The sequence below is a fragment of the Paracoccus xiamenensis genome, from assembly GCF_011308835.1.
Lineage (GTDB): Bacteria > Pseudomonadota > Alphaproteobacteria > Rhodobacterales > Rhodobacteraceae > Paracoccus > Paracoccus xiamenensis.
The window spans coordinates 138,568-163,195 of the sequence record NZ_JAAOHY010000007.1; the positions used below are offsets into that span (position 1 = coordinate 138,568).

General features: G+C 64.9%; 23 protein-coding genes. 14 read left to right on the forward strand and 9 right to left on the reverse strand.

Going from position 1 to position 24,628, the window contains the following annotated elements; translation table 11 throughout:
* Positions 1-4 precede the first annotated feature (4 nt).
* Positions 5-1,219, forward strand: a complete 1,215-nt coding sequence (locus G7044_RS14630; protein ID WP_166330150.1) for a BaiN/RdsA family NAD(P)/FAD-dependent oxidoreductase — start codon at positions 5-7, stop codon at positions 1,217-1,219.
* Here G7044_RS14630 and G7044_RS14635 read toward each other — a convergent pair.
* Positions 1,192-1,782, reverse strand: a complete 591-nt coding sequence (locus G7044_RS14635; protein ID WP_166330152.1) for a glutathione S-transferase family protein — start codon at positions 1,780-1,782, stop codon at positions 1,192-1,194. The two genes, G7044_RS14630 and G7044_RS14635, sit on opposite strands and share 28 nt — an antisense overlap.
* A 137-nt stretch (positions 1,783-1,919) precedes the next feature.
* Between G7044_RS14635 and G7044_RS14640 the strand changes: the two genes are divergently transcribed.
* Positions 1,920-3,167 carry an MFS transporter gene (locus tag G7044_RS14640; RefSeq protein ID WP_166330154.1) on the forward strand — a complete coding sequence of 416 codons (1,248 nt, stop codon included), beginning with the start codon at positions 1,920-1,922 and terminating at the stop codon, positions 3,165-3,167.
* Positions 3,168-3,252: 85 nt separating this feature from the next.
* Here the strand turns inward: G7044_RS14640 and G7044_RS14645 are convergent, their stop codons facing one another.
* Complete coding sequence (locus G7044_RS14645; RefSeq protein ID WP_166330156.1) at positions 3,253-3,687, reverse strand: PaaI family thioesterase; 435 nt, start codon at positions 3,685-3,687, stop codon at positions 3,253-3,255.
* Positions 3,688-3,804: 117 nt separating this feature from the next.
* On the opposite strand from G7044_RS14645, the gene G7044_RS14650 reads away from it, so the two are divergent.
* The 7 genes from G7044_RS14650 to G7044_RS14680 all read left to right on the forward strand — a co-directional run bounded on the left by G7044_RS14650 (position 3,805) and on the right by G7044_RS14680 (position 9,706).
* Positions 3,805-4,431, forward strand: a complete 627-nt coding sequence (locus G7044_RS14650; protein WP_166330158.1) for a LysE family translocator — start codon at positions 3,805-3,807, stop codon at positions 4,429-4,431.
* Complete coding sequence (locus tag G7044_RS14655; RefSeq protein ID WP_166330160.1) at positions 4,428-5,075, forward strand: RluA family pseudouridine synthase; 648 nt, start codon at positions 4,428-4,430, stop codon at positions 5,073-5,075. The genes G7044_RS14650 and G7044_RS14655 overlap by 4 nt, the downstream gene beginning before the upstream one ends.
* A gap of 227 nt (positions 5,076-5,302) precedes the next feature.
* The gene (locus G7044_RS14660; protein WP_166330162.1) at positions 5,303-6,682 is read left to right on the forward strand and encodes an L-serine ammonia-lyase; all 1,380 of its coding nucleotides are present in this window, start codon (positions 5,303-5,305) and stop codon (positions 6,680-6,682) included.
* 207 nt (positions 6,683-6,889) lie between these two features.
* The gene (lepB, locus tag G7044_RS14665; protein ID WP_166330222.1) at positions 6,890-7,675 is read left to right on the forward strand and encodes a signal peptidase I; all 786 of its coding nucleotides are present in this window, start codon (positions 6,890-6,892) and stop codon (positions 7,673-7,675) included.
* A 10-nt stretch (positions 7,676-7,685) separates the two neighbouring features.
* Positions 7,686-8,369: a ribonuclease III gene (gene rnc, locus G7044_RS14670; RefSeq protein ID WP_166330223.1), complete on the forward strand. Its 684-nt coding sequence runs from the start codon at positions 7,686-7,688 to the stop codon at positions 8,367-8,369.
* An 82-nt stretch (positions 8,370-8,451) separates the two neighbouring features.
* Positions 8,452-9,369: a GTPase Era gene (gene era, locus G7044_RS14675; protein WP_166330164.1), complete on the forward strand. Its 918-nt coding sequence runs from the start codon at positions 8,452-8,454 to the stop codon at positions 9,367-9,369.
* A gap of 4 nt (positions 9,370-9,373) precedes the next feature.
* Entirely contained in the window at positions 9,374-9,706 is a 333-nt protein-coding gene (locus tag G7044_RS14680; protein ID WP_166330166.1) for a DUF1491 family protein, read from the forward strand.
* A 104-nt stretch (positions 9,707-9,810) separates the two neighbouring features.
* On the opposite strand, the gene pheS is transcribed toward G7044_RS14680, so the two are convergent.
* The 5 genes from pheS to G7044_RS14705 all read right to left on the reverse strand — a co-directional run bounded on the left by pheS (position 9,811) and on the right by G7044_RS14705 (position 15,544).
* Positions 9,811-10,893 carry a phenylalanine--tRNA ligase subunit alpha gene (gene pheS, locus G7044_RS14685; RefSeq protein ID WP_166330168.1) on the reverse strand — a complete coding sequence of 361 codons (1,083 nt, stop codon included), beginning with the start codon at positions 10,891-10,893 and terminating at the stop codon, positions 9,811-9,813.
* A gap of 114 nt (positions 10,894-11,007) precedes the next feature.
* Positions 11,008-12,423: an alanine/glycine:cation symporter family protein gene (locus tag G7044_RS14690; RefSeq protein WP_207630310.1), complete on the reverse strand. Its 1,416-nt coding sequence runs from the start codon at positions 12,421-12,423 to the stop codon at positions 11,008-11,010.
* A gap of 96 nt (positions 12,424-12,519) precedes the next feature.
* Positions 12,520-13,341, reverse strand: a complete 822-nt coding sequence (locus G7044_RS14695; protein WP_166330170.1) for a hypothetical protein — start codon at positions 13,339-13,341, stop codon at positions 12,520-12,522.
* Between the two features lie 89 nt (positions 13,342-13,430).
* Complete coding sequence (locus G7044_RS14700) at positions 13,431-14,534, reverse strand: pyridoxal phosphate-dependent aminotransferase (RefSeq protein WP_166330172.1); 1,104 nt, start codon at positions 14,532-14,534, stop codon at positions 13,431-13,433.
* Complete coding sequence (locus tag G7044_RS14705) at positions 14,531-15,544, reverse strand: zinc-ribbon domain-containing protein (protein WP_166330174.1); 1,014 nt, start codon at positions 15,542-15,544, stop codon at positions 14,531-14,533. Before G7044_RS14705 ends, G7044_RS14700 begins: the two co-directional genes overlap by 4 nt.
* A 124-nt stretch (positions 15,545-15,668) precedes the next feature.
* On the opposite strand from G7044_RS14705, the gene G7044_RS14710 reads away from it, so the two are divergent.
* The 4 genes from G7044_RS14710 (at position 15,669) to G7044_RS14725 (ending at position 18,474) form a co-directional block, all read left to right on the forward strand.
* Positions 15,669-16,346, forward strand: a complete 678-nt coding sequence (locus G7044_RS14710; protein ID WP_166330176.1) for a cell division ATP-binding protein FtsE — start codon at positions 15,669-15,671, stop codon at positions 16,344-16,346.
* Positions 16,343-17,269, forward strand: coding sequence for a cell division protein FtsX (locus tag G7044_RS14715; protein WP_166330178.1), 927 nt, complete (start codon positions 16,343-16,345; stop codon positions 17,267-17,269). The genes G7044_RS14710 and G7044_RS14715 overlap by 4 nt, the downstream gene beginning before the upstream one ends.
* Positions 17,266-18,099, forward strand: a complete 834-nt coding sequence (locus tag G7044_RS14720) for a lysophospholipid acyltransferase family protein (protein ID WP_166330180.1) — start codon at positions 17,266-17,268, stop codon at positions 18,097-18,099. The genes G7044_RS14715 and G7044_RS14720 overlap by 4 nt, the downstream gene beginning before the upstream one ends.
* 90 nt (positions 18,100-18,189) lie before the next feature.
* Entirely contained in the window at positions 18,190-18,474 is a 285-nt protein-coding gene (locus tag G7044_RS14725; RefSeq protein WP_166330182.1) for a hypothetical protein, read from the forward strand.
* A 168-nt stretch (positions 18,475-18,642) separates the two neighbouring features.
* Here the strand turns inward: G7044_RS14725 and metH are convergent, their stop codons facing one another.
* The gene (gene metH, locus G7044_RS14730; protein ID WP_166330184.1) at positions 18,643-22,377 is read right to left on the reverse strand and encodes a methionine synthase; all 3,735 of its coding nucleotides are present in this window, start codon (positions 22,375-22,377) and stop codon (positions 18,643-18,645) included.
* Positions 22,378-22,504: 127 nt separating this feature from the next.
* On the reverse strand, positions 22,505-22,762 hold the full coding sequence (locus G7044_RS14735; RefSeq protein WP_166330186.1) for a hypothetical protein: 258 nt from the start codon (positions 22,760-22,762) through the stop codon (positions 22,505-22,507).
* Between the two features lie 159 nt (positions 22,763-22,921).
* Here G7044_RS14735 and metG point away from each other — a divergent pair, with 159 nt between their 5' ends.
* The gene (gene metG / locus G7044_RS14740) at positions 22,922-24,628 is read left to right on the forward strand and encodes a methionine--tRNA ligase (protein ID WP_166330188.1); all 1,707 of its coding nucleotides are present in this window, start codon (positions 22,922-22,924) and stop codon (positions 24,626-24,628) included.

The following is a 24,628-nucleotide window of genomic DNA, read 5'->3' on the forward strand; positions in this document are numbered from 1 at the left end:
CGGCATGAAAGGCGCGCTTGTCATCGGCGCCGGCCCGGCCGGGCTGATGGCCGCCGAGGAAATCGCCCGGGCTGGTCATCCGGTGGTGGTGGCCGAGGCCATGCCGACGCCTGCGCGAAAATTCCTGATGGCCGGTAAGTCGGGGTTGAACCTGACCCGCGACGAACCAGCCGAGGCGTTCGCACGCAACATGACACTGGGAACCGGGGGCCGTCTGCCCCCGGACCCCCGAGGATATTTTGGCCAGACTGAAACTGGCTTTGGCCCGGCAGAGGTCATGGACTGGGCGCGGGGGCTGGGGATAGCGCTGTTCACCGGATCCACCGGGCGGGTGTTTCCGGTGGGGATGAAGGCCTCGCCGCTGCTGCGGGCCTGGCTGGCGCGGCTGGCCGGCATGGGCGTCGACCTGCGCAGCCGTTGGCGATGGCAGGGGTTCGAGGGTGACGGGCTGGTCTTCGATACGCCATCCGGGCGGCAGGTGTTGCATCCCGACGCGTCGGTCCTTGCGCTTGGCGGGGCAAGCTGGCCGCGGCTGGGATCGGATGCGGCCTGGGTGCCGTGGCTGGCAGAGAAGGGTGTGGCGGTTGCGCCGTTCCGACCGGCAAACATGGGACTGCGGGTCGATTGGTCGCCCGCCATGACGCGGCATTTCGGCCAGCCGGTCAAGGGCGTGGCCATCCATGCCGGCGGGCAGCTCAGCCGGGGCGAGTGGGTGATCTCGCGCCACGGAATCGAGGGCGGCGGGATCTATGCGGTGGCTGCCGCGATCCGGGACGGGGCGGAAGCGGTGCTGGATCTGGCACCCGATCTGGATGCCGAAGCGCTGGCGGTGCGGTTTGCGAAGCCACGCGGCAAGCTGTCCATTGGCAACTGGCTGCGCAGGGTGCTGGGCGATCCCGTGCGCGCGGCGCTGCTGCTGGAATGGGGGCGTCCCCTGCCCGCCGATCCGCGCGGCTGGGCGCTGCGCGCGAAGGCCCTGCCCCTGCGCCATCAGGGTCCAGCGGGTTTGGACCGTGCGATCTCATCTGCCGGCGGGATCCGTCTGGACGGCCTGACCGCCGGGCTGGAACTGCGCACCCTGCCCGGCATCTTTGCCGCCGGCGAGATGCTGGATTGGGAGGCGCCAACGGGGGGCTATCTGCTGACCCACAGCCTTGGCAGCGGGCGATGGGCCGGTCGGGCGGTGGCGGATTACCTGCGGGAGTCGGCGCGCAGATAGGCCGGGCGGGCGCGCATCTTCACCAGATAGTTCTGGTCCCAGCAATCCATCAGCGGAAAGCGCGCCGCATGCGCCCAGCCGAGGCAATGGCTTAGAATGACGTCGGGCACGGTCATCACCTCGCCCATCAGGAAGGGGCCGTTGCCGGCGCGTTGCTTCAGAATCTGCTGACTGCGCTGAAACTCCCAACGCAGGGTATCCTTGATGGCCGAGACGCGCAGTTCTTCGGGCAAGACGAAGGTGTGGCGCGCGGCGGTCCACAGCACGGCGTCGAATTCGTCCAGCAGGAACTGTGTCAGGCTGTCCTGGCGGGCGCGTTCGATGGTGCCGGCCTTGTGGGTCAGCGTGCCGTGACGGTCGGCAAGATACTGGATGATCGCGGTCGAATCTGTAATAGGCGTGCCGTCGTCGATCAGCACCGGCACCTTGCCCGAGGGGTTGAACGCCACCACCCCTTCCGACTGCGGTGCGGCGGCCACATGGTCGTAAGGCTGGCCCAGTTCCTCTAGCATCCACATGACACGGAAGGCCCGCGTATTGGCTGTGCCGAGGACTCGATACATGGGGTTCTCCTGCCGGTTGAACAACTACGGTCGTCGGCACGCTAGGCTGGACCGGCGCCCACGGCAAGCCATTGCCTGCGGCGACTTGACGCATCGCCGGACCTGCGCCAATGCTGCGTCGAAGCCCGGAGTGTCCAATGTCGTCATCCTCAAAGCTCATGACGCCGATACTGATCGGCGGTTGCATCATCCTGCTGATCAACTTCTCGCTGCGGGCGAGTTTCGGGATGTTCCAGATCCCCGTGCAGGATACGTTTGGCTGGCCCCGGGCGGAATTTTCGCTGGCCATCGCCATCCAGAACCTCGCCTGGGGGATCGGTCAGCCGATCTTCGGGGCCCTGGCGGAACGCTGGGGGGATCGGTGGTCAATCATTATCGGAGCGGCGCTGTATGCGTTGGGTCTGGTCATGTCGACCATGGTCACCACGCCCGAGGCCATGCAGCTTTGGGAAGTTGCCGTGGGCTTTGGCATTGCCGGGACCGGCTTTGGCGTGATCCTGGCGGTCGTGGGCCGCGCCGCCAGCGATGAAAACCGCAGCCTTGCCCTGGGCATCGCCACCGCTGCCGGCTCGGCCGGGCAGGTCGTGGGCGCGCCGCTGGCGGCGGGTCTGCTGACCATCATGCCCTGGCAGAGCGTCTTTCTGGTCTTTGCCGGCATCGCGCTGACGATGATCCTGTTCATCCCCATGCTGGGCCGCGGTAAGCCCGCCTCGCCCTCGACGCTGGAAGAAAGCATGGGCTCGGTGCTGAAGCGCGCCTTTCGCGACCCGTCCTATCTGATGATCTTTGCGGGCTTCTTTTCCTGCGGCTATCAGCTGGCATTCATCACCGCCCACTTCCCCGCCATGGTGGCCCAGATGTGCAGCCCGATCCCGCCGGGCAGCCTGCTGGCATCGCTGGGGATCACCACCACCTCGACCCTCGGGGCCTGGGCGATCGCGGTGATCGGGGCGGCGAATATCGGGGGCTCGATCCTGGCCGGGTGGCTGGGCAAGCGCTACAAGAAGAAATACCTGCTGGTCATTGTCTATACGCTGCGCACCATCGCCGCAGCCTGGTTCATCCTGAGCCCGATCACGCCCACCTCGGTGCTGATTTTCAGCGTCGCAATGGGGGCGCTTTGGCTGGCCACGGTGCCGCTGACTTCGGGTCTGGTCGCCTATATCTACGGGCTGCGCTATATGGGGACGCTGTATGGTTTCGTCTTCCTGTCGCACCAGCTGGGGTCTTTCCTGGGGGTCTGGCTGGGCGGGGTGATGTATGACGCTTACGGCAACTATAACGCGGTCTGGTGGGTCGGCGTGGGCATCGGCGCGTTCTCGGCGCTGATCCATCTGCCCATCCGCGAGGAGCCGTCTCGGCTGCCCGCGCCCATTCCCGCCTGAGGCACGCCCGAAGGCCGCGCGTCAAACCGCCGCGCGCATTCCCCGCGGCGGTTCTTTCGTCGACCGAAGCAGGCTTGCGTTGGGATCAGCCCTTGCTGACGGGTGCCGGGTCCTTCCAGGCGATCGTCATCTGCGTCTGGGTTACTTTTGCAGCCAGCTTGCCGTCGCCACGCGTGACCGCGATGTCCCAGATCTGCGTGGTTCCGCCGATATGCACCGGCGTTGCGGTGGCCCGTGCCACATCGCCGATACGGATCGGGCGCAGGAAATTCACCTTGGATTCGATCGTCACCGTGTTCTGGCCCGGCTTGAGGTTCAACGACGATGCGGTGCCGCCGATATTGTCGGTCAGCCCAAGGATCGCGCCGCCATGCATGACGCCGTTGCGGTTCGACAGGGCCTCTGTCACCGGCAGGTCCATGACCACACGGTCGGGGCCGCCCTCGATCAGGCGGATACCCAGCAGCTTGGCGAATTCGGGCTGGTGATTGGCGATCTCGCGAAGACGGTCGTCGTTCATGGCATTCCCCTTCGGTCCTGTTTCGCCTTCTAACTCGGCCAGCGGACTGGCAATGGCAAGATGCCTCGCCAAGGGATGCACGCTGCGTTAATCAGGCTGGACGATCCGGGGGCGATAATGATCTGGGACACGATTTCGAACATTCCGACAGCCAGCCTGCTGACCTTCATCAGCGGCGGCCTGTTGTTGAACCTTGCGCCCGGACAGGACGTGATGTTCGCCACCGCCTGCGGCATCAAGGGCGGCCCGCGTGCAGGTGCGCTGGCGGGCTTGGGCGTTGGTATCGGCGTGCTGTTTCACCTGGCCCTGGCCACCGTCGGCCTGGGCGCCATCGCCGCCCGCCACCCCGAGGTGCTGACGGTGGTAAAGTATCTTGGCGCGGCCTATCTGCTGCTGCTGGCATGGCAAAGCTGGCACGCCGAACCCCACGCCCCCGCCACCCGCACCCCCGAAAGCAGTTGGCGGATCGTGCGGCGCGGGGCGCTGTCCAATATCCTCAACCCCAAGCCGGTGCTGTTCCTGCTGGCCTTCCTGCCGCAATTCACCAATCCCGCCTACGGGCCGATCTGGCAGCAGATCCTTGGCCTCGGGCTGATCTTCACCATCACCGGCACCATCATCACCATGGGCTACGGCATCCTCGCGGGTCTGCTGGGGATGCGGCTGGGCAAGCATATGGGCATTCTGAACAAGGTGGCCGGGGTGATATTCGCGGGGCTGGCCGTGCGACTGGTGGCGAAATGAACTTTACATATGCCCCGCCACCCGATCCGCCGGTGATCCTGCATCACGACCATGAAATCGTGATCGTGGACAAGCAGTCGGGTATCCTTTCCGTGCCGGGCCGGGGCGAGGACAAGGCCGATTCCCTGATCAACCGGCTGCGCGGCGTCTTTCCGACCGTGCTGTTGGTGCACCGACTGGATCAGGACACGTCCGGGGTGATGGTCTTTGCGCTTACACCTCACGCACAGCGCAACCTGTCGAAGCAATTCGAGGAGCGGAAGACCAAGAAGACCTACCTTGCCCGCGTGGCCGGCCGGGTGGCGGAAAAGACCGGGACCGTCGATCTGCCGCTGATCGTCGACTGGCCCAACCGCCCGCGCCAGAAGGTCGACCACGCCGAGGGCCGCCCCGCCGTCACCGACTGGCGCGTCGTCCGCGCCGAGGAACAGGAAACCCGTATCCGGTTGATGCCCCTGACCGGCCGCAGCCACCAGTTGCGCGTCCATATGGCCGAAATCGGCCACCCCATTCTGGGCGATCCGCTTTACGCGACCGGCTGGGCCACCGATTTCCCGCGGCTGATGCTGCATGCCGAATCGCTGCGGTTCAAGCACCCGGAAACCGGGATCCCGGTCAAATTCACCGCCAAGTCCCCTTTCTGAAGGCAAGCCCCGAGCAAGCCCAGTTTTCTGCCTATGTTCGACAGCCAATAGACACTGCGGTCGGTTTCCGGGCGCGTGCTTCAGGCAGACTACGGAAACCGCCGGAACGGCGGCATCCTTCGCGCATTGTCTGGCGATCCCGGCCGAACATCTTTCCGGCTAAGGCTTGTGGCAATCCACGCAGGCGGCAATATTGGGGACAATATTCCTTACCTCAGCAGGCCCTGATGTTTTTGTCCGTATTCGACCTGTTCAAGATCGGCATCGGTCCGTCCAGTTCGCACACCATGGGGCCGATGACCGCCGCGGCAATGTTTCTGGACGACATCGCCGCGCAGGGCCTGACGCCCGACCATCTGCATGCCAGCCTGCACGGCTCGCTGGCCTTTACGGGGGTCGGCCACGCCTCGGACCGGGCGGTGATTCTGGGGATGACCGGGCAGCGGCCCGACACCGTCGATCCCGACCGGATGGATGCCATCGTGGCTGAGGTCAACGCCACTGGCCGCGTCCAGCCGCCGGGCCATCCCGGCTATCGCTTTGCCCCGGATCAGGACCTGGTCCTCGACCGCAAGACTATCCTTCCCGGCCATCCGAACGGCATGATCTTCTGCGCCTATCGCGGCGATGAATTGCTGCTGCGCCGCGTCTATTACTCGATCGGCGGCGGTTTTGTCGTCGCTGAGGAAGATCTGGACGCACGCGCGAAGCTGGCCCCCATCGCCCACCATCAGCCCGTTCCTTACCCATTCCAGACCGCGCAAGAGATGCTGCGCATGGCTGCCACCAGCGGCCTGTCGCTGACCGAGATGAAGCGCGCGAATGAGGCCATCTTCATGTCGCCGGCCGAGCTGGATGCCGGTCTGGACCAGGTGGACCGGGTGATGAATGGCTGTATCGACCGGGGCCTGTCGCAGGACGGCATCCTGCCCGGCGGGCTGAAGGTGCCGCGCCGCGCCCGTTTCCTGCATGACCGCCTGATCGAAGACAGCCAGCTGAACCGGCCCAACCCCCTGCTGGCCAATGACTGGCTGGCGGTCTACGCAATGGCCGTGAACGAAGAAAACGCCGCCGGTGGTCGCGTCGTCACCGCCCCCACCAATGGCGCAGCGGGGGTCATCCCGGCGGTCATGCGCTATATCACCAAGTTCCTGCCTGATATTGGCCCGGGCGCGCATCGCGAATTCCTGCTTGCCGCCGCCGCCATTGGCGGGATCATCAAGCACAATGCCTCGATTTCCGGGGCCGAAGTCGGCTGTCAGGGCGAAATCGGGTCGGCCTCGGCGATGGCGGCGGCGGGGCTGGCGGCAGTGATGGGCGGCACGCCCGAGCAGATCGAAAACGCCGCCGAAATCGCGCTGGAGCATCATCTGGGCATGACCTGCGACCCGATCGGCGGGCTGGTGCAGGTGCCCTGTATCGAACGCAATGCCTTTGGCGCCGTCAAGGCGGTGACCGCGGCCTCCATGGCCTGCAAATCCGACGGCCACCATTTTGTCCCGCTGGATGCCTGTATCAAGACCATGCGCCAGACCGGCATCGACATGGGCGAGAAATACAAGGAAACCAGCCTCGGCGGCTTGGCGGTCAGCCTGCCAGAGTGCTGAGGCGCATGGGCGTCAGCCGCCTGCGGCGCTGGCGGCGGCCTCAAGCCAGATTGTCAACTGGGCGTGAGAAAGCCGCATGATCGGCCGGCGGCCGTCAAACCTGCCCTCACGCCCGTCCCGCTCCGGGCCAGATAACTTGACTTTCAGCCCCCCCCGCACCATTCACCCCAAGGAACGCTAGCCCAAGGATCCAACATGGCGCGCAACATGGCGAAGGCTGAAAAGAAGGAAGGCATCTGGGAAACGGTCAAGACCGTGTTCTGGGCGCTGGTGATCGCGGGTATTTTCCGCACCCTGTTCTTCCAGCCGTTCTGGATCCCCTCGGGCTCGATGAAGGACACGCTGCTGATCGGCGATTTCCTGTTCGTCAACAAGATGGCCTACGGCTATGCGTCCGTGTCCTGCCCCTTCTCGGTCTGCCCGATTTCGGGCCGGATCCTCGGCTCTGACCCCGAGCGCGGTGATGTCGTGGTCTTCCGCCACCCGACGCGCGGGGTCGATTTCATCAAGCGCGTGATCGGACTGCCCGGCGACAGGCTGCAGATGGTCGAGGGCAAGCTGATCTTGAACGGCGAGCCGGTGAAATACGAAGCCCGGCCCGATTTCGTCGAGGTCAAGGCACCCCAGGGCAGCCAGCAGCTGATGCCGCGCTGCGTGAACGACCCTGTCCCACAAGGTGACGATTGCGCCAAGGGTCGCATGACCGAGATCCTGCCAAATGGCGTCAGCCATGACGTGCTGAACATCACCGATGGCTGGATGGCCGACAACACGCCGGTCTTCACCGTGCCCGAAGGCCATTACTTCTTCATGGGCGACAACCGCGACAATTCCGAAGATTCGCGCTTCCCCGCCGTGACCGGAGGGCTGGGCTTTGTTCCCGCCGAATACCTGATCGGGCGCGCCGACCGGATCATGTTCTCGTCCGCCGGGAAATCGCTGCTGTATTTCTGGACCTGGCGGCCGGACCGCTTCTTCAAGGCTGTTGACTGAAGGCATGGCGGTGAAGATCGGGGCAGATTTGCAGGCATTCATGAGCCGTCTGGGCCATGATTTCGCACATCCCGAATTGCTGCTCCGCGCGCTGACGCATGGATCGGTCGCCTCGCCCACGCGGCCTGACAATCAGCGGCTGGAATTTCTGGGCGACCGCGTCCTTGGCCTGACCATTGCCGAGGCGCTGTTTCGTGCCGACAAGACCGCATCCGAAGGCCAGCTTGCGCCGCGCTATAACGCGCTGGTACGCGGCGAAACCTGCGCCGAAATCGCGCGCGAGATCGGTCTGGGCGATGTCCTGAAGCTGGGCCGGTCCGAAATGATGTCGGGCGGGCGGCGCAAGGAAGCCCTGCTGGCCGACGCGATGGAAGCCGTGCTGGCCGCGATCTATCTCGATGCCGGCTTCGAGGTTGCGCAGAAGGTCGTCCTGCGGCTCTGGGCCGCGCGGCTGGACAATGTCGAGGAAGACGCCCGCGACGCCAAGACCGCGCTTCAGGAATGGGCGCAGGCCAAGGGCATGACGCCCCCGAAATACGAGGTGACCGGCCGCGACGGGCCCGACCACGCGCCGGAATTCCAAATCACCGTGACGCTGGATAATGGCCACCACGCCACCGCGCGCGGCAAGGGCACCAAGCGCAGCATCGAACAGGCCGCTGCCGCCGCCCTGCTGAAGGATCTCGGCGCTTGAGCGGCGCAGTTTCCCGCCGCGCCTCGCCACAATTTGTTATGCTGCGCCAAGCGCATCGCCCCATCCGCCATAGGACATCCGCATGAACGACACCCCTGAAACCCGCGCCGGCTTCGTCGCACTGATCGGCGAGCCCAACGCCGGCAAGTCCACGCTGTTGAACCGGATGGTGGGGGCCAAGGTCTCGATCGTGACGCATAAGGTGCAGACCACCCGCGCCCGCATTCGCGGCATCGCGATGGAAGGCGATGCGCAGATCATCTTTGTCGACACGCCCGGCATCTTCCGCCCGCGCCGCCGGCTGGACCGGTCCATGGTCGCCGCCGCCTGGGGCGGCGCCGCCGATGCCGATATCATCGTCCTGCTGATAGAGGCCCATCGCGGGCTGACCGAAGGCGTCAAGGGCATCATCGAACAGCTGTCCCGCAGCGCAGGCGACCGCCCGGTCGCGCTGGCGATCAACAAGATCGACCGGGTGAAGGCCGAAACCTTGCTGGCCCTGTCAGCCGAGATGAACGCGGCCTATCCCTTCGCCAAGACCTTCATGATCTCGGCCGAAAAGGGTTATGGCACCGACGACCTGCGCGAATGGCTGGCCGAGATGGTCCCGCCCGGCCCCTGGCTGTACCCCGAAGACCAGATTGCGGACCTGCCCATGCGTATGATCGCGGCGGAAATCACCCGCGAAAAGCTGACCCTGCGCCTGCACGAGGAACTGCCCTATCAGCTGACGGTGGAAACCGAGAGTTGGGAAGACCGTAAGGACGGCAGCGCCAAAATCGACCAGATCATCTATGTCGCCCGCGACGGCCACAAGGGCATCGTCTTGGGCCACAAGGGCGAAGCGATCCGCGCCGTCGGCAAGGCCGCGCGCGAGGAGTTGTCGGAATTCCTCGACCGCCCGGTGCACCTGTTCCTGACCGTGAAGGTCCGCGAGAACTGGCTGGACGAGGCCGAACGTTTCCGCGAGATGGGCCTCGACTTCAACGACGGCAACTAAGCCCGTGTCCGCACGTCTGGCCGCGCATGTCTGGGTCGGCGCCTATCTGCGCCGGCTGGCCCTGGCCGATATCCCCGCCTATGTCACTCGCCACGGGGATGACACGGCAGGCGCGGTGCTGGTCAAATGCGCGATGCTGGACGGCAACGCGACGCTGTGGCGCCGGGAATGGGATTTCGAAACCGACCTGCGCCCCTGGACCCAGATCGCAGCCGGCCCGGAACGCGAGATTGACGACACCACCCGCCGCGAAGCCGGATTTGACCCCGACCTGTGGGTGATCGAGATCGAAAGCCGCAGCGGCGAGACCCTTCTGGATAGCGACGGGCTGGCCTGACGCCTTCAGCCGCCAGCCCTCCCCGGGGCCTAACTGCAACCCAATCAAACGGACAAGGGCCGGGCAAGCGCCCGGCCCTGTCCGTAATCTGCGCAGGTCGCGGCTTAGCGCGACAGGCCACCCGCCACGCTGGGCACGTCGCCTGCGGCAAAGCCGTAATGCCGCAGCCAGCGCAGGTCGCTTTCGAAGAAGGCGCGCAGATCGGGAATGCCGTATTTCAGCATCGCGATCCGGTCGATGCCCATGCCAAAGGCGAAGCCCTGCCATTTCGCCGGGTCCACACCCGCCGCCGCCAGCACCTTCGGATGCACCATGCCGGAGCCGAGGATTTCAAGCCAGCTGTCGCCCTGCCCGATCTTCAGCGTGCCACCTTCCCAGCTGCAACGGATATCGACCTCGGCTGAGGGCTCGGTAAAGGGGAAGTGGCTGGCACGGAAGCGCAGCTCGACCTCGTCCACCTCGAAGAAGGCGCGGCAGAATTCCTCCAGCGTCCATTTCAGGTTGGCCATGGAAATGTCCTGACCGATGGCCAGCCCCTCGACCTGGTGGAACATCGGGGTGTGGGTCTGGTCCATGTCCATGCGGTAGACGCGGCCGGGCGCGATCACACGGATCGGTGCGCCCTGGTCCTGCATCGCGCGGATCTGCACCGGCGAGGTATGGGTGCGCAGCACGTGCGGCGGACGCAGGTCGCCTTCGGCGCGGGCCATGAAGAAGGTGTCATGTTCCTGGCGGGCCGGATGCTCGGGCGGGATGTTCAGCGCGTCGAAATTGAACCAGTCGCTTTCGACCTGCGGTCCTTCGGCAACGGCGAAACCCATATCGGCGAAAATCGCGGTCACTTCCTCGGTCACCTGGCTGACCGGGTGGATGGTGCCAGCGGGGCGTGGGCGACCCGGAAGGGTCACGTCCAGCCATTCCCCGCGCAGGCGGGCATCAAGGGCCGCATCTTCCAGCGCCACTTTCTTGCCGCGCAGCGCCGCATCGATTTCGTCGCGCAGACGGTTCAGGGCGGCGCCGGTGGTCTGGCGCTGCTCGGGCGACATCTGGCCCAACTCGCGCATCTTCAGGCTGATCTCACCCTTCTTGCCAAGGGCGGCAAGGCGCACATCCTCCAGCGCGTTGGCATCAGAGGCGTCGGCCACGCGGGCCAGGTAGGTAGAGCGAAGCGTGTCGAGATCGGTCATCGGCGGTCATCCTGCGTTATGCGGGCGGCTTAGCATGGGATTGCCGGTGGCGAAAGTGGGGCGCATGCAAAGGCCCGCGCCGGTCGGGCGCGGGCCTTAATTGTCAGGATGCGATTATTTCCAGATTTCGCGGTTCACGCCCGGCGCGATGTCCGGGTGATCCTCGATATGGAAACGCGGCTCGACCCCGGCCTTGCGTTGGGACAGGTAGTCGCGGGTCAGCACGACCACGGTCCCAGACAACAGCACGATCGCCACAAGGTTGATCGTTGCCATCAGCCCCATCGAGGCATCGGCGAAGTTGAAGACCGTGGCCACCGCCTGCATCGCGCCCCAGATCACCATCGCCATGACCGCGACCCGCAGCGCCAGAATGCCGCCCTTACCGCCCCCCAGATAGACGACCGCGTTTTCAGCATAGGAATAGTTCCCGATGATCGAGGTGAAGGCGAAGAAGAAGATCGCAATCGCCACGAAATTGGTGCCGAACTGGCCGAAATGGTCCTGCAGCGCCGCCTGGGTCAGGTTCACCCCGGTCAGCTGCTCCGACGGCATCACATCCGCCAGCAGGATCATGACCGCCGTCGCGGTACAGACCAGCAGGGTGTCAATGAACACACCCAGCGCCTGCACGAAGCCCTGACTGGAGGGGTGGTGCGGCGCAGGCGTTGCCACCGCCGCGATATTGGGGGCCGAACCCATGCCGGCCTCGTTGGAAAACAGGCCGCGCTTGATCCCGTTCAGCATCGCTGCCGTCACCGAACCGGCGACCCCGCCCACGGTTTCCTGCAAGCCAAAGGCGTTCAGCACGATCCCGCTGAGAATACCCGGCACCCGGTCGATGTTCAGGATCATCACGACAATCGCCGCCAGCAGGTAAGCACCGGCCATGAAGGGCACGACATATTCGGCCACGCGCGCGATCTGCGGGATGCCGCCGAAGATGATGACGCCTGTCAGTACCGCCACGGCAAGGCCGATGAACATCTTGTCGATGCCGATGGCGGTGGCCGCAGCCTCGGCGATCGAGTTCGCCTGCACCGCGTTGAAGACCAGACCGAAGGCGATAATCAGCGCGATCGAAAAGATCGCGGCCAGCCAGGGCAGCCCCAGCCCGCGCGAGATATAGGCCGCAGGCCCGCCGCGATACATGCCGTCAGGTCCATGGGTCTTGTAAAGCTGCGCCAGCGTCGATTCCGCATAGGCGGTGGCCATGCCGACCAAGGCCACCATCCACATCCAGAAGATCGCGCCCGGCCCGCCCAGCGTCAGCGCCACGGCAACGCCCGCGATATTGCCGGTGCCGACCCGGCTGGCCAGCGACACGGTCAATGCCTGGAAGGGTGAAATCCCGTCCTTGTCAGTCTTGTCCGACCCCGAAACGGCGCGCAGCATCTCTCGGAAATGGACGATCTGGATGAAGCCCAGCCGGATGGTGAAATAAATCCCGACGGCCAACAGGCCATAGATCAGGACGTATCCCCAGAAAATATTGTTCAGGAAGCCAATTACTTGGTCCAGAATATCCATGGTGCCCCCTTGGTCACGCTAGGTCGTGCGAATGTGACACCAAGGATAACATTCCCGTGATTGGCAGCAAGGGCCGAAGGTAGGCTGCAAGGGCAACTATTCGCCGGTTGCTTGCGACGTCGAGGGCAAGGGCATGTCCAGCCCCTCCATCGCCCATTCATAGACGCGGGTATCGGTGCGAAAGCTCCAGATCCGGGCCGATCCGATGTCGACGATTTCCGTCACCACCGCGCACCAAAGCACCGACAGCACCAGCCCCGGCGCACGGCCCCGTCGCCCTGTCAGCCCGAATTGATAGCCGACAGCGGCGATGCCAAGCTGGCTCATGACCAGCAACAGCCAGATCACCTGCGCCGGCATTCGGTATTCCATCGCCAGCTGCATCGCGGTCGACGAATCGAAAGCCGCGTTCATTGAGCTCATCAATTCGCTGACCGGGTCGGTCGGGCTTTCACGGATGCGTTCGGTCATCTGTGCCCACAGCTCGCGCTGAAGCGCATTGGTTTCCGCGCCGATGCGGGCAAATTCAGGCGAATCACGACCCGCCTGGATATACAGATAGCGCAGTTCCATATAGTCGCGCAGGTTGGCGACCATGCCCGCGGCCTGATCGCCGCCGACCGCCTCGGCCTGCAGCAATGCCGTGCCGATGGCGTTGACCTCTTGCAGGGTCGATTCGACCCGTCGCTCGAACCGAGAGGTCGCGTTGGACAGGTTCAGCGCCAACACGAATGCCAGCAGGCCAAGGATGCTGCCGACAACAAGCGCCGCGCCCTCGTCCGCACGTTCACCGATACGGGCCCGCCGGTGGCCGCCGATACGCAGCCCGATTTCCAGCGCCAGTACCAGCGCCAGAAACATGATGACGAGAAACAGGAGACGGTGGTGAAAAAGCAGGTCGGAAAAAGCGGCACCCATGGCCTGCCCCCCACAGCAGAAGCCCCGCCATTGGCGGGAGTTTCCGAAGCATATTCAAAGCGGGCCGGGGGACAAGGGGGTGTGCGCCCTCAGCTGGTGTGGGCGGCAGCCAGGGCTTCGGGCAGGACGGCTGCGAGGGCGTCCAGCTCATCGGCGGGCCCGCAAGAGATACGAATGCAGCGGTCCATCGGCGCCACGCCGGGCATGCGGGCAAAGATACCGGCGCGGTCCAGCCCCGCCAGCACGGCGCGCGCGAACGCGCCATCCTGGCCGCAGTCGACAGCGACGAAATTCGTGGCCGAGGGCAACGCCACCAGTCCGTTTTCGGCGGCGGTCTTGCCGATGCGGTCGCGCGCAGCCGCCACCTCTGCGCGGATATGGGCCAGCCAATCGTGATCCGCCAGCGCCGCCACCGCGCCCGCTTGCGCCACGCTGTTGACGCCGAAATGGTTGCGGATGCGGTCGAACCCCGCGATCAGCGGAGCAGAGCCAAGCGCATAGCCGATCCGCGCGCCTGCCATGCCGTAAGCCTTTGAAAAGGTGCGCAGGCGAATGACCCGAGGATCGGCCGCGTCGATCCGGGGGATGGCATCATCGGGGGCAAATTCGGCATAGGCCTCGTCCAGCACCAGCAGCGCACCGTCGGGGATGCGGTCCAGCATCGCCTCGATCGTGGCGCCCGAATGCCAGCTGCCCATCGGGTTGTCGGGATTGGCCAGATAGATCAGCCGCGCCTGCGTCTCGGCGGCGCGCGCAAGCAGCGCGTCGGGATCTTCACGGTCGTCGCGGTAAGGCACCTTGGCCAGCACCCCGCCAAAGCCCGCGACGTGATAGTTGAAGGTCGGATAGGCCCCGTCAGACGTCACCACCGCCTCGCCCGGCGCCACCATAAGCCGCACCAGCAGGCCCAAAATGCCGTCGATCCCTTCACCGATCAGGATCTGGTCGGGGGCAACGCCGTGATGCGCTGCAAGCGCCTGACGCAGATCGTGGCTGTCAGGATCGCCATATTTCCAGGCGTCGGCGGCGGCGCGAGCCATCGCCTCGACAGCGCGAGGGGACGGGCCGAAGCCGTTCTCATTCGCACCCAACCGCGCGACGAAGGGGGCACCGCGGCGGCGCTCCAGCGTTTCGGGGCCGGTGAAGGGCACGGTTGGCGGCAGCGATTCGGGGATCGGGGCAAAGCGCATCATTCAGCATCCTCGTTCCGACCGACCAGCGATCGCGCCGCATCCTGAAGCCCTGCGCGTGCGGCGTCGATCCCGGCCACGGCCGAGACCACCGGCGCCGGTGCCGCACCGGTGCCGACCCAGACCGCGCCCGCGACATAGGCCGCCAACAGCGCAGCCGCCACCGACAAGGCCCGCACGAACCCGGCGCGATATCCGTCCGGCGCGCTCTGCGTTGCGGTGGCCGCCTGTGCTTCGGGCAGATCAGAGGCAGGAGGCGCCTGGGTTTGCAACGTCGCCGCCAGCCGTTCCGCATCGGGCAGCATCTTGACGACGCGCCGGCGCGGCATGGGTGGCAGTGCCGGATCTGGCGCAATCGTGACCTCCGGCGCGCTCTGGGGGGCCGGATCATCGGCTGAGGTCGCCGCAAGCCCGTCCTCGGCCAGCCTGCGCGCCGGCGCGGCGGCCAGGATCGGCATCGGGCGCAGATCCCGGGCCGGTGACGGGATGGCCGGTTGGCGGCGGGTAATGACGCGCGGCTGCGAATCGTCTGGCGCGGTCACCGTGGTTGCCGGCCAGTCGGTCGCCTCTGGCGGCTCGACCACGACGCGCGCCGGTTTGGCGGGTTTCGGCGCAGGGGCGGGTGTCGCGGTGGGCGTCGGGGCAAGGACCGCAGGCGGCTCCGGCGGCGGCGAATCAGTGGCGGTGCCGGGACGCGGCAGCGGATCCTCCAGCCGGACACCGCGCCGAGCGGACAGCTCGCGGGCGGTTTCCTCGCGCAGAATCGACAAGACGTCATCGGGCAGCGGTCGGCGCAGCGCCGGGGCCGCGCCCAGATCGGCGGCGTCCGGCGCGGGTGCAGGTTTCGCCGCTGGCGCGCGCAGATCGCTGGCCAGCCCCCGCATTTCGCGCATATCCGCTGGCTGATGCCAGACATGCCCGCAAGCGGAACACTCGACCTCGCGCCCTTCGGTCGGGATCATCTCGCTGGAGACGTCATACAGCGCGTTGCATTGGGGGCAAATCAGCCGCATGTGAGGTCCTGTCAAAAGCTGTGCCGTTTCTGGCATTCCTGCGCGGGCTGTTCTATCAACGCAACGCCCGGCTTCCAAGCGTCGCGGCACGACAGATACCAAGACCGACCCCGTGGAGGCCGCTTTGATCGAAATGCAGGACGTGTCCTTTGGCTATCGTGGCGGCGGTGCCTTGCTGTCGAATATCACGCTTGGTCTGCCTGCGGGGTCGTTCCATTTCCTGACCGGGCCGTCCGGGTCGGGCAAGACGACTTTCCTGCGGCTGTGCTATGCCGACCTGCTGCCCAGCGGCGGCCGGCTGACGGCCTTCGGGCACGATGTGGCGGGCCTGTCGCGTGACGGCATCGCCATGCTGCGCCGCAAGGTCGGCGTGCTGCATCAGGACGCGCAGTTTCTGGACCACTTACCGGTGGCAGAGAACATCGCGCTGCCGCTGACCGTGGCCGGCCAGCCCGTCGACATGAAGGCGCTGAAAGAGCTGCTGGGCTGGGTCAGCATGACCAACCACGCCCGCGCCCTGCCGCCCTCGTTGTCCGGGGGGGAACGCCAGCGCGCCGCACTTGCCCGCGCGGTCATCATGTCGCCCGATTTCGTGCTGGCCGATGAACCGACCGGCAACCTCGACTGGGACATGTCGATGCGCCTGCTGCAATTGCTGGTCGAGCTGAACCGCTCGGGCAAGACGATCCTCATCGCGACGCATGACATGGACCTGATCCGCACCGCCCGCCAGCTGGAGGTTCAGGCGCGGGTTCTGCGGATTTCCGGGCGGCGCGTGCAACTGGCGGGGGCAGATCTATGAAAGTCGATCTTCGGCATGTGGACTGGCGCAGCCTGTGGCGCGGGCTGATCGGACGCGATGGCAGCGTGGCGGGGCGGATCGTCCCTTCGACCGGGTTCACCGCCCAGCTGACGATGTTGACGGCGGGGGCGATGGCGTTTCTGGCCGTGTTCGCGCTTGCCCTGTCCTTCGCGACGGGACGGCTGGCGGAACGCTGGTCGCAATCGCTGGCGCAAACGGTCACGGTGCGGGTGTCCGCACCGGCTGATGAAATCGAAACCCAGACCGGGACGGTCATGGCCATCCTGCAACAGACGCCGGGCATCGCACAGGCGCGGATGCTGCCTGAGGACGAGGTCGAATCGCTGCTGACCCCGTGGTTTGGCCCCGATGTCCCGATCGAGGCGCTGCCGATTCCGCGCCTGATCGAGATCACCGAAGGCGGCGACGGCTTCGATGCCGAAGGGCTTGGCCTGCGCCTTGCAGCCGAGGCCCCCGGCGCGGTGCTGGACGATCACACCCGCTGGCGTAAGCCGCTGATAACCGCCGCAAGCCGGCTGCGTTTCCTTGGCATCGTCTCGTTGGCGCTGATCGCGGCGGCGGGCGGGGCGATGATGGCGCTGGCGGCGCAAAGCTCGCTTGCGGCAAACGGGCAGGTCATCCGGGTGCTGCGCCTGATCGGTGCGCGCGACGTGACCATCGCACAGGCCTTTGTCCGCCGCTTTACCCGCCGGGCGGCGGCTGGCTCGCTTGCTGGCACTGCGCTGGGGATGCTGGCCATCGCGCTGCTGCCCAACATGGACGAAGCCGGCGGCTTCCTGACCGGGCTGGGCTTTCAGGGCTGGGGCTGGCTATGGCCGCTGCTGATCCCGCTGGTGGCCGCCGGCGTCGGCTTTTTCGCAACCCGTTGGGCCGCCCTGCGCATGCTGAGGGCAGTGCCATGACCGGGCCTTTGCTGAACTCTGCCGAAGCCGCCCGCCTGTCGCCCAAGCCGGGCCGGACAGGGCTGTTCAGCTATATTCGGGCGATCACCTATTACGTCCATATCGCGCTGGCGACGGTGATTATCGGGCTGTGGGGCCTGACCCAGCGCAGCATGGGCCGCAAGGGGGCGAACCGGGTCGCGACCATCTGGATCGCCTATATGCTGCGCGCCGCGCGCTGGCATATGGGCGTCGCGGTCGAACTGCGCGGCACCCCGCCCGCACGCGGCACAGATGCGCTGATCGCCGCCAAGCATCAGAGCTTCCTGGACATTCTGGCGATCGCCTGCGCCGCCGGACGGCGCAACTTCGTGATGAAACGCGAGGTCATGCGGGTGCCGATCATGGGCTGGTATGCGCGCGAAGTCGGCTCGATCCCGATCGACCGCGCGCGCGGACGCGACGCCATGGGGCAGATCGTCTCGACCGTCAGAACACGGATGGAGTCGCCGGACGGCTTGGGCCACCTGATCGTCTACCCGGAAGGCACCCGCATGAAACCCGGCGAGCACCGCCCCTATAAGCACGGCATCGGCACCATCCACGCCGAAACCGGCCTGCCGGTCTGGCCCGTGGCTGTGAATTGCGGGCTGTTCTGGCCCAAGCGCGGGATGCCCATCGCCAGCGGCCGCGCCGTGATCGAGTTCCTGCCCCCGATGCAGGCCGAACCCGACGAGAGCCGCGATGCCTTCATCGCCCGCCTGCGTGACGCAATCGAGACCCGCAGCGACGCCCTGATGGCAGAGGCCGGTTTCGGCCCCGCCGAAACAAGTATCTCGAATATACCTTAATCAAGGTTTGCGGGCCGGATTTCCTAGTCTTATCATGGCCTTCTCGCGAACTTTGATTCGCGGCCCATTCTGAACTCAGGAACGAGTTAGATGTATATCAAACTTACCCTCGCCATCGCCGCAGTTGCCACCCTCTCAGCCTGTTCGCTGAACCCCAAGGATTACGAAAGCGCGCCGATCCTTGCGGATTCGGCAATGGGTCCGGTGACCTGCCAGATCTACACTGAAGGACAGGTAACCTGGGACCGTTCGATCAATCGCCCGGATGGGATGAGCGTCGAGACGGCCGACAATCTGTGCCGGGCCGAGGGCAAGCGGATCATGGACGGGGGCGAACCCCAATACGCCCCCACGACGGCGGCCGCGTCGGCCTGACACCGCCCCCTTTAGCTGGGATCGAGATATGCCGGGAATGGGCCGCAGCACCGAGCTGCGGCCCGCCCCTAGGGTCCTGTCTTGGAAGAGCATTCACCGGACGCCGAGCCATCGTCGGCGCGCGGGATATGCGTTGCTGAATCCCCGCAGAAGAGTGGAACGGCAGGATTATTCCGCCGCTACTACCTGTCCGGGAACATAATTCAGGATCGGCGCCAGCCAGCGTTCGGCATCGGCCAGATCCATACCTTTGCGGGCCGCGTAGTCGGCGACCTGATCGGCCTCGACCTTGGCGACGCCGAAATAATAGGCGTCCGGATGGCCGATATAGATGCCAGACACGGATGAGCCGGGCCACATCGCCATGGATTCGGTCAATTCCACACCGGTCGCCTCGGTTGCGTTCAGCAGATCGAACAGCGTTACCTTTTCAGTATGGTCAGGCTGGGCAGGATAGCCGGGCGCAGGACGGATACCGGCATAGCCTTCGGCGACCAGCTCGGCATTCGACAGCGCTTCATCTGGCGCATAGCCCCAATGATCGCGGCGGACGCGTTCGTGGACCAGTTCGGCGAGCGCCTCGGCGAAGCGGTCGGACAGCGCCTGAACCATGATCGCGGAATAGTCGTCGCCCTCGGCCTTGAAGCGGGCAGCGATCTCGTGGTCCTGCGGGCCCGAGGTCACCACGAAGCCGCCGACATAATCGGGCTGCCCCTCTGGCGCGACGAAATCCGACAGCGCCACATTGGGGCGGCCTTCGCGCTTTTCGACCTGCTGGCGCAAGGTGTGGAAGGTGGCGAGGTTTTCGGCACGGCTTTCGTCGGTGAACAGGCGAATGTCGTCACCCACACGGTTTGCCGGCCAGAAGCCCACCACCGCGCGCGGCTTGAACCAATCCTCGACCACGATCTTCACCAGCATCGCCTGCGCATCGGCGAACAGCGCCCGCGCCGCCTCGCCCTGCTTTTCGTCGTCGAGGATGCGCGGATAGACGCCCTTCATCTCCCATGTCTGGAAGAAGGGGGTCCAGTCGATATAGCGGGCGATCTCGGCCAGATCGAAATCGTCGATGATGCGGGGGCCGGTGAATTTCGGTGCCGTGGCTTGCCAGTTGGCGAAATCGATCTTCACCGCATTGTCGCGCGCGGCCTGCAGCGACAGGCGCGGCTTGTCCTTGTCGCCGCGATTATAGCGTTCGGCCACGTCGACATATTCGGCGCGGATATTGGCGGCATATTCCGCCTTCTGATCCGACAGCAGCGAGGATACCACGCCCACCGCCCGGCTGGCATCGGTGACATAGACGGTCTGGCCCTTGTTGTAGCGCGGGTTGATCTTGACCGCCGTATGCACGCGCGAGGTCGTCGCGCCGCCGATCAACAGCGGGATCTGGAAGCCCTCACGTTCCATCTCGGCGGCGACATGGACCATCTCGTCCAGCGACGGAGTAATCAGGCCGGACAGACCAATGATATCGACATTCTCGGCCTTCGCGACTTCAAGGATCTTCGTTGCCGGGACCATCACGCCCAGGTCGATGATCTCGTAATTGTTGCAGGCCAGTACGACGCCGACGATGTTCTTGCCGATGTCATGCACATCGCCCTTCACCGTCGCCATCAGCACCTTGCCCGCATTACTGGCGCCGCCGGTCGCGGCCTTTTCTTCCTCCATGAAGGGCAGCAGATAAGCCACCGCCTGCTTCATCACGCGCGCCGATTTCACCACCTGGGGCAGGAACATCTTGCCCGCCCCGAACAGGTCGCCGACCACGTTCATCCCCGACATCAGCGGGCCTTCGATGACATGAAGCGGGCGTTCGGCCTGCGCGCGGGCTTCTTCGGTGTCTTCCTCGATATATTCGGTGATGCCGTTCACCAGCGCATGCGCCAACCGCTCATTGACCGGCAATTCGCGCCAGCTGAGGTCCTTTTCGCGCGCCTTGGCCCCGCCTTCCCCGCGATAGCGTTCGGCGATTTCCAGCATGCGTTCGGTAGAATCCTCGCGGCGGTTCAGGACCACATCCTCGCAGGCCTCGCGCAGTTCCGCGTCGATCTGGTCATAGACCGCCAATTGGCCCGCGTTGACGATGCCCATATCCATGCCCGCCTGAATGGCATGATACAGGAACACGGCATGCATCGCCTCGCGCACAGGTTCGTTGCCGCGGAAGCTGAAGGACAGGTTCGAGACCCCGCCCGAGATATGGACATGCGGCAGGGTCTGGACGATCCGGCGGGTGGCGTTGATGAAATCGACGCCGTAATTGTCGTGCTCCTCGATCCCGGTCGCCACGGCGAAGATGTTCGGGTCGAAGATGATATCCTCAGGCGGGAAACCGACCTCGTTGACCAGAATGTCATAGGCGCGGGTGCAGATTTCCACCTTGCGGTTTTCGGTATCGGCCTGTCCGGTCTCGTCAAAAGCCATGACCACCACCGCCGCCCCGTAAGCGCGGCACAGGCGGGCGTGATGCAGGAATGCCTCCTCGCCTTCCTTCAAGGAAATCGAGTTCACGACCGGCTTGCCCTGAATGCATTTCAGCCCGGCCTCGATCACCTCCCATTTCGATGAATCGACCATGATCGGCACCCGCGCGATATCGGGTTCCGAGGCGATCAGGTTCAGGTAGTCGACCATCGCCTTTTCGCTGTCGATCAGGCCCTCATCCATGTTGATATCGATGATCTGGGCGCCGTTTTCGACCTGATCGCGGGCCACATCCAGCGCCGCCGCGTAATCGCCATTGGTGACCAGTTTGCGGAAGCGGGCGGACCCGGTGACGTTGGTGCGTTCGCCCACGTTCACGAAGGGGATGGCGTCGGTCTTGGTGAACGGCTCCAGCCCGGACAGGCGCAGGGCGGGCGCGATTTCGGGGATCTTGCGGGGCGGGACGCCTTCGACGGCGCGGGCGATGGCGGCGATATGTTCGGGGGTGGAGCCGCAGCAGCCGCCGACGATATTGACCAACCCCTCAAGCGCGAAATCACGCACCTGAGCGGCCATCTGATCGGGGGTTTCGTCGTAAAGCCCCATCTCGTTCGGCAGGCCGGCATTGGGATAGGCGCAGACCAGCGTGTCGGCCACGTCCGAGATCTCGGCCAGATGCGGGCGCATGGCCTCTGCGCCAAGGGCGCAGTTCAGCCCGATGGTCAAAGGCTGGGCGTGGCGGATCGAGTGCCAGAAGGCGGTCGGCGTCTGCCCCGACAGGGTGCGGCCCGACAGGTCGGTGATCGTGCCCGAGATCATCACCGGCAGGCGCAGGTTCTTTTCGACAAAGACCTGTTCGCAGGCAAAAACAGCAGCCTTGGCGTTCAGCGTGTCGAAAATCGTCTCGATCAGGATCAGGTCCGTGCCGCCATCCATCAACCCACGGATCTGTTCGACATAGGCGGTGACCAGTTGATCAAACGTCACCGCCCGGAAGCCGGGATTGTTCACATCCGGGCTGATCGAGGCGGTGCGGTTCGTGGGCCCAAGCGCACCGGCGACAAAGCGGGGGCGCCCATCCTCGGCCGTGGCGCGATCCAGTGCCGCACGGGCCAGCCGCGCGCCCTCGACGTTCAGATCATAAACCTTGTCTTCCAGCCCGTAATCCGCCTGCGCGATAGAGGTTGAGGAAAACGTATTCGTTTCAACGATATCCGCCCCTGCCATCGCATAGCGGTAATGAATTTCCTCGATCGCGTCGGGGCGGGTCAGGTTCAGAAGGTCATTGTTGCCCTTCTGCGGGTGGTCCGAATGGATGTGACAGGCGCAGCCCGCGCCATGGCCGGTATAGTCTTCCTCGGATAGGCGCAGGTCCTGAATCTGCGTGCCCATCGCCCCGTCAAGGATCAGGATACGGTCCTGCGCCAGCCGGTGAAGCTGGTCGAATGCGGCAGAGCGGGGAAGTTCGGGCACGAGATCACCTGTCACGAATGGAATAGGCGCTTATAGCTGCGGCATCGACATTCTTCAAATTCGTGTTTCACAAGAAAATCATGTCTCGCGCTCATGTTGACCACGGGCGGGACCGCACAGGTGGCCGCTATTGCTTGGCCGCCGCGCCTTCGTCCGCCTGACGCATCCGTTCCGAGATCAGCTTGCCCGATGTCTCGTCATAGACCGTTTCAAGGATCAGCTTGTCGCGCCGGGCATGGACCTGCAACTGGCCGTCCTTGCGCGCAATCTCTATCCCCTCATAGCCTTGCGCGGCCAATTGAGCGCGAATTCCGTTTTCCAGATCGTCGGCGCGGGCAGTGCCTACCGTCAGTATCAGCAACAACCAAACAAGAGCAGCGCGCATGCTGACCCCCCATACTCGTATACAAAAAGTATATGAAATTTCGCTGGTCGCGTCTATCCTGCACAGCGCATTCGTGAACCGACCCTTCCCCAACCGCCACGACCCTTTCCAAGGCAGGCCGCAAAGGTTAAATACCGCGCGACATTTTCGGGAACGCATATGGCACGCCACCTCATCACCTCCGCCCTGCCTTATATCAACGGCATCAAGCATCTGGGCAATCTCGTCGGCAGCCAGCTGCCCGCCGATCTTTACGCACGTTATCTGCGCGGGCGCGGGCACGAGGTGATGTTCATCTGCGCCACCGACGAACATGGAACCCCGGCAGAGCTTGCCGCCGCCAAGACGGGCGAGCCGGTGGATGTCTATTGCGCGCGGATGCATGCGGAACAGTCGAAGCTGGCCGAGGGATTCGGGTTGAGCTTCGATCATTACGGGCGCTCATCCAGCGAACAGAACCGGCAGCTGACCCAGCATTTCGCCGGCAAGCTGGACGAGGCGGGACTGATCCGCGAAGTCAGCGAAAAGCAGGTCTATTCGATCGACGACGGCCGCTTCCTGCCCGACCGCTATATCGAAGGCACCTGCCCGAATTGCGGCTATGATCGCGCGCGCGGCGATCAATGCGAGAACTGCACCAAGCAGCTGGACCCAACCGACCTGATCGACCCGCGCAGCGCCATCAGCGGCAGCACCAATCTGGAAGTGCGCGAGACAAAGCACCTGTATCTGCGCCAGTCGGCCATGAGGGATCAGATCGCCGCCTGGATCGACAGCAAGACCGACTGGCCCGTGCTGACGACTTCGATCGCGAAGAAATGGCTGTTCGATGGCGACGGACTGCAGGACCGGGGGATCACCCGCGATCTCAGCTGGGGCGTGCCGGTGCAGAAGGGCGACCAGCCATGGCCGGGGATGGAGGGCAAGGTCTTCTATGTCTGGTTTGACGCGCCCATCGAGTATATCGGGGCAACGGCAGAGTGGGCCGATGCCAAGGGCGGCGACTGGGAACGCTGGTGGCGGACCGACAAGGGCGCCGATGACGTGACCTATACCCAGTTCATGGGCAAGGATAACGTCCCCTTCCACACGCTGGGTTTCCCGACCACGATCATGGGATCGGGCGAGCCGTGGAAGCTGGTCGATTACATCAAATCCTTCAACTACCTGACCTATGACGGCGGTCAGTTCTCGACCAGCCAGGGCCGGGGCGTGTTCATGGATGACGCGCTGTCGCTGCTGCCTGCCGATTACTGGCGCTGGTGGCTGCTGTCGCACGCCCCCGAATCCGGTGACAGCGAATTCACCTGGGAGAACTTCCAGCAATCGGTGAACAAGGATCTGGCCGATGTGCTGGGCAATTTCGTCAGCCGTATCACCAAGTTCTGCCGCTCCAAGTTCGGCGAGACAGTGCCGGAAGGCGGCGAATGGGGTGATGCGGAACGCGAATTGGCCGCAGCCCTGACGGCCCGCATCCGCGCTTACGCAGGCTTCATGGACCATATGGAGGCGCGGAAGGCTGCCGGAGAACTGCGCGCGATCTGGGTGCTTGGCAACGAATACCTGCAATCCGCAGCGCCTTGGGCGACCTTCAAGGAAGACCCGGAAAAGGCGGCGATGCAGGTTCGGCTGGGCCTGAACCTGATCGCACTTTACGCAAGCCTCTCGGCCCCGTTCATCCCCTTCACCGCCGACACCCTGCGCGCGGCGATGAACAGCAGCGCCGATTGGCCCAACGACGTGGAGGCAGCTCTGACCGCCCTGCCCCCCGGCCACGCCTTCACCGTGCCCGAAAACCTGTTCGCCAAGATTACCGATGAACAGCGCGAGGAATGGACCGAGCGGTTCAAGGGTACGCGAGGCTGA

Coding starts and splice junctions, on each gene's coding strand:
- G7044_RS14630 (WP_166330150.1), top strand. CDS start 5: ATGAAAGGCGCGCTTGTCATCGGCGCCGGCCCGGCCGGGCTGATGGCC.
- G7044_RS14635 (WP_166330152.1), bottom strand. CDS start 1,782: ATGTATCGAGTCCTCGGCACAGCCAATACGCGGGCCTTCCGTGTCATG.
- G7044_RS14640 (WP_166330154.1), top strand. CDS start 1,920: ATGTCGTCATCCTCAAAGCTCATGACGCCGATACTGATCGGCGGTTGC.
- G7044_RS14645 (WP_166330156.1), bottom strand. CDS start 3,687: ATGAACGACGACCGTCTTCGCGAGATCGCCAATCACCAGCCCGAATTC.
- G7044_RS14650 (WP_166330158.1), top strand. CDS start 3,805: ATGATCTGGGACACGATTTCGAACATTCCGACAGCCAGCCTGCTGACC.
- G7044_RS14655 (WP_166330160.1), top strand. CDS start 4,428: ATGAACTTTACATATGCCCCGCCACCCGATCCGCCGGTGATCCTGCAT.
- G7044_RS14660 (WP_166330162.1), top strand. CDS start 5,303: ATGTTTTTGTCCGTATTCGACCTGTTCAAGATCGGCATCGGTCCGTCC.
- lepB (WP_166330222.1), top strand. CDS start 6,890: ATGGCGAAGGCTGAAAAGAAGGAAGGCATCTGGGAAACGGTCAAGACC.
- era (WP_166330164.1), top strand. CDS start 8,452: ATGAACGACACCCCTGAAACCCGCGCCGGCTTCGTCGCACTGATCGGC.
- pheS (WP_166330168.1), bottom strand. CDS start 10,893: ATGACCGATCTCGACACGCTTCGCTCTACCTACCTGGCCCGCGTGGCC.
- G7044_RS14690 (WP_207630310.1), bottom strand. CDS start 12,423: ATGGATATTCTGGACCAAGTAATTGGCTTCCTGAACAATATTTTCTGG.
- G7044_RS14695 (WP_166330170.1), bottom strand. CDS start 13,341: ATGGGTGCCGCTTTTTCCGACCTGCTTTTTCACCACCGTCTCCTGTTT.
- G7044_RS14700 (WP_166330172.1), bottom strand. CDS start 14,534: ATGATGCGCTTTGCCCCGATCCCCGAATCGCTGCCGCCAACCGTGCCC.
- G7044_RS14705 (WP_166330174.1), bottom strand. CDS start 15,544: ATGCGGCTGATTTGCCCCCAATGCAACGCGCTGTATGACGTCTCCAGC.
- G7044_RS14715 (WP_166330178.1), top strand. CDS start 16,343: ATGAAAGTCGATCTTCGGCATGTGGACTGGCGCAGCCTGTGGCGCGGG.
- G7044_RS14720 (WP_166330180.1), top strand. CDS start 17,266: ATGACCGGGCCTTTGCTGAACTCTGCCGAAGCCGCCCGCCTGTCGCCC.
- G7044_RS14725 (WP_166330182.1), top strand. CDS start 18,190: ATGTATATCAAACTTACCCTCGCCATCGCCGCAGTTGCCACCCTCTCA.
- G7044_RS14735 (WP_166330186.1), bottom strand. CDS start 22,762: ATGCGCGCTGCTCTTGTTTGGTTGTTGCTGATACTGACGGTAGGCACT.
- metG (WP_166330188.1), top strand. CDS start 22,922: ATGGCACGCCACCTCATCACCTCCGCCCTGCCTTATATCAACGGCATC.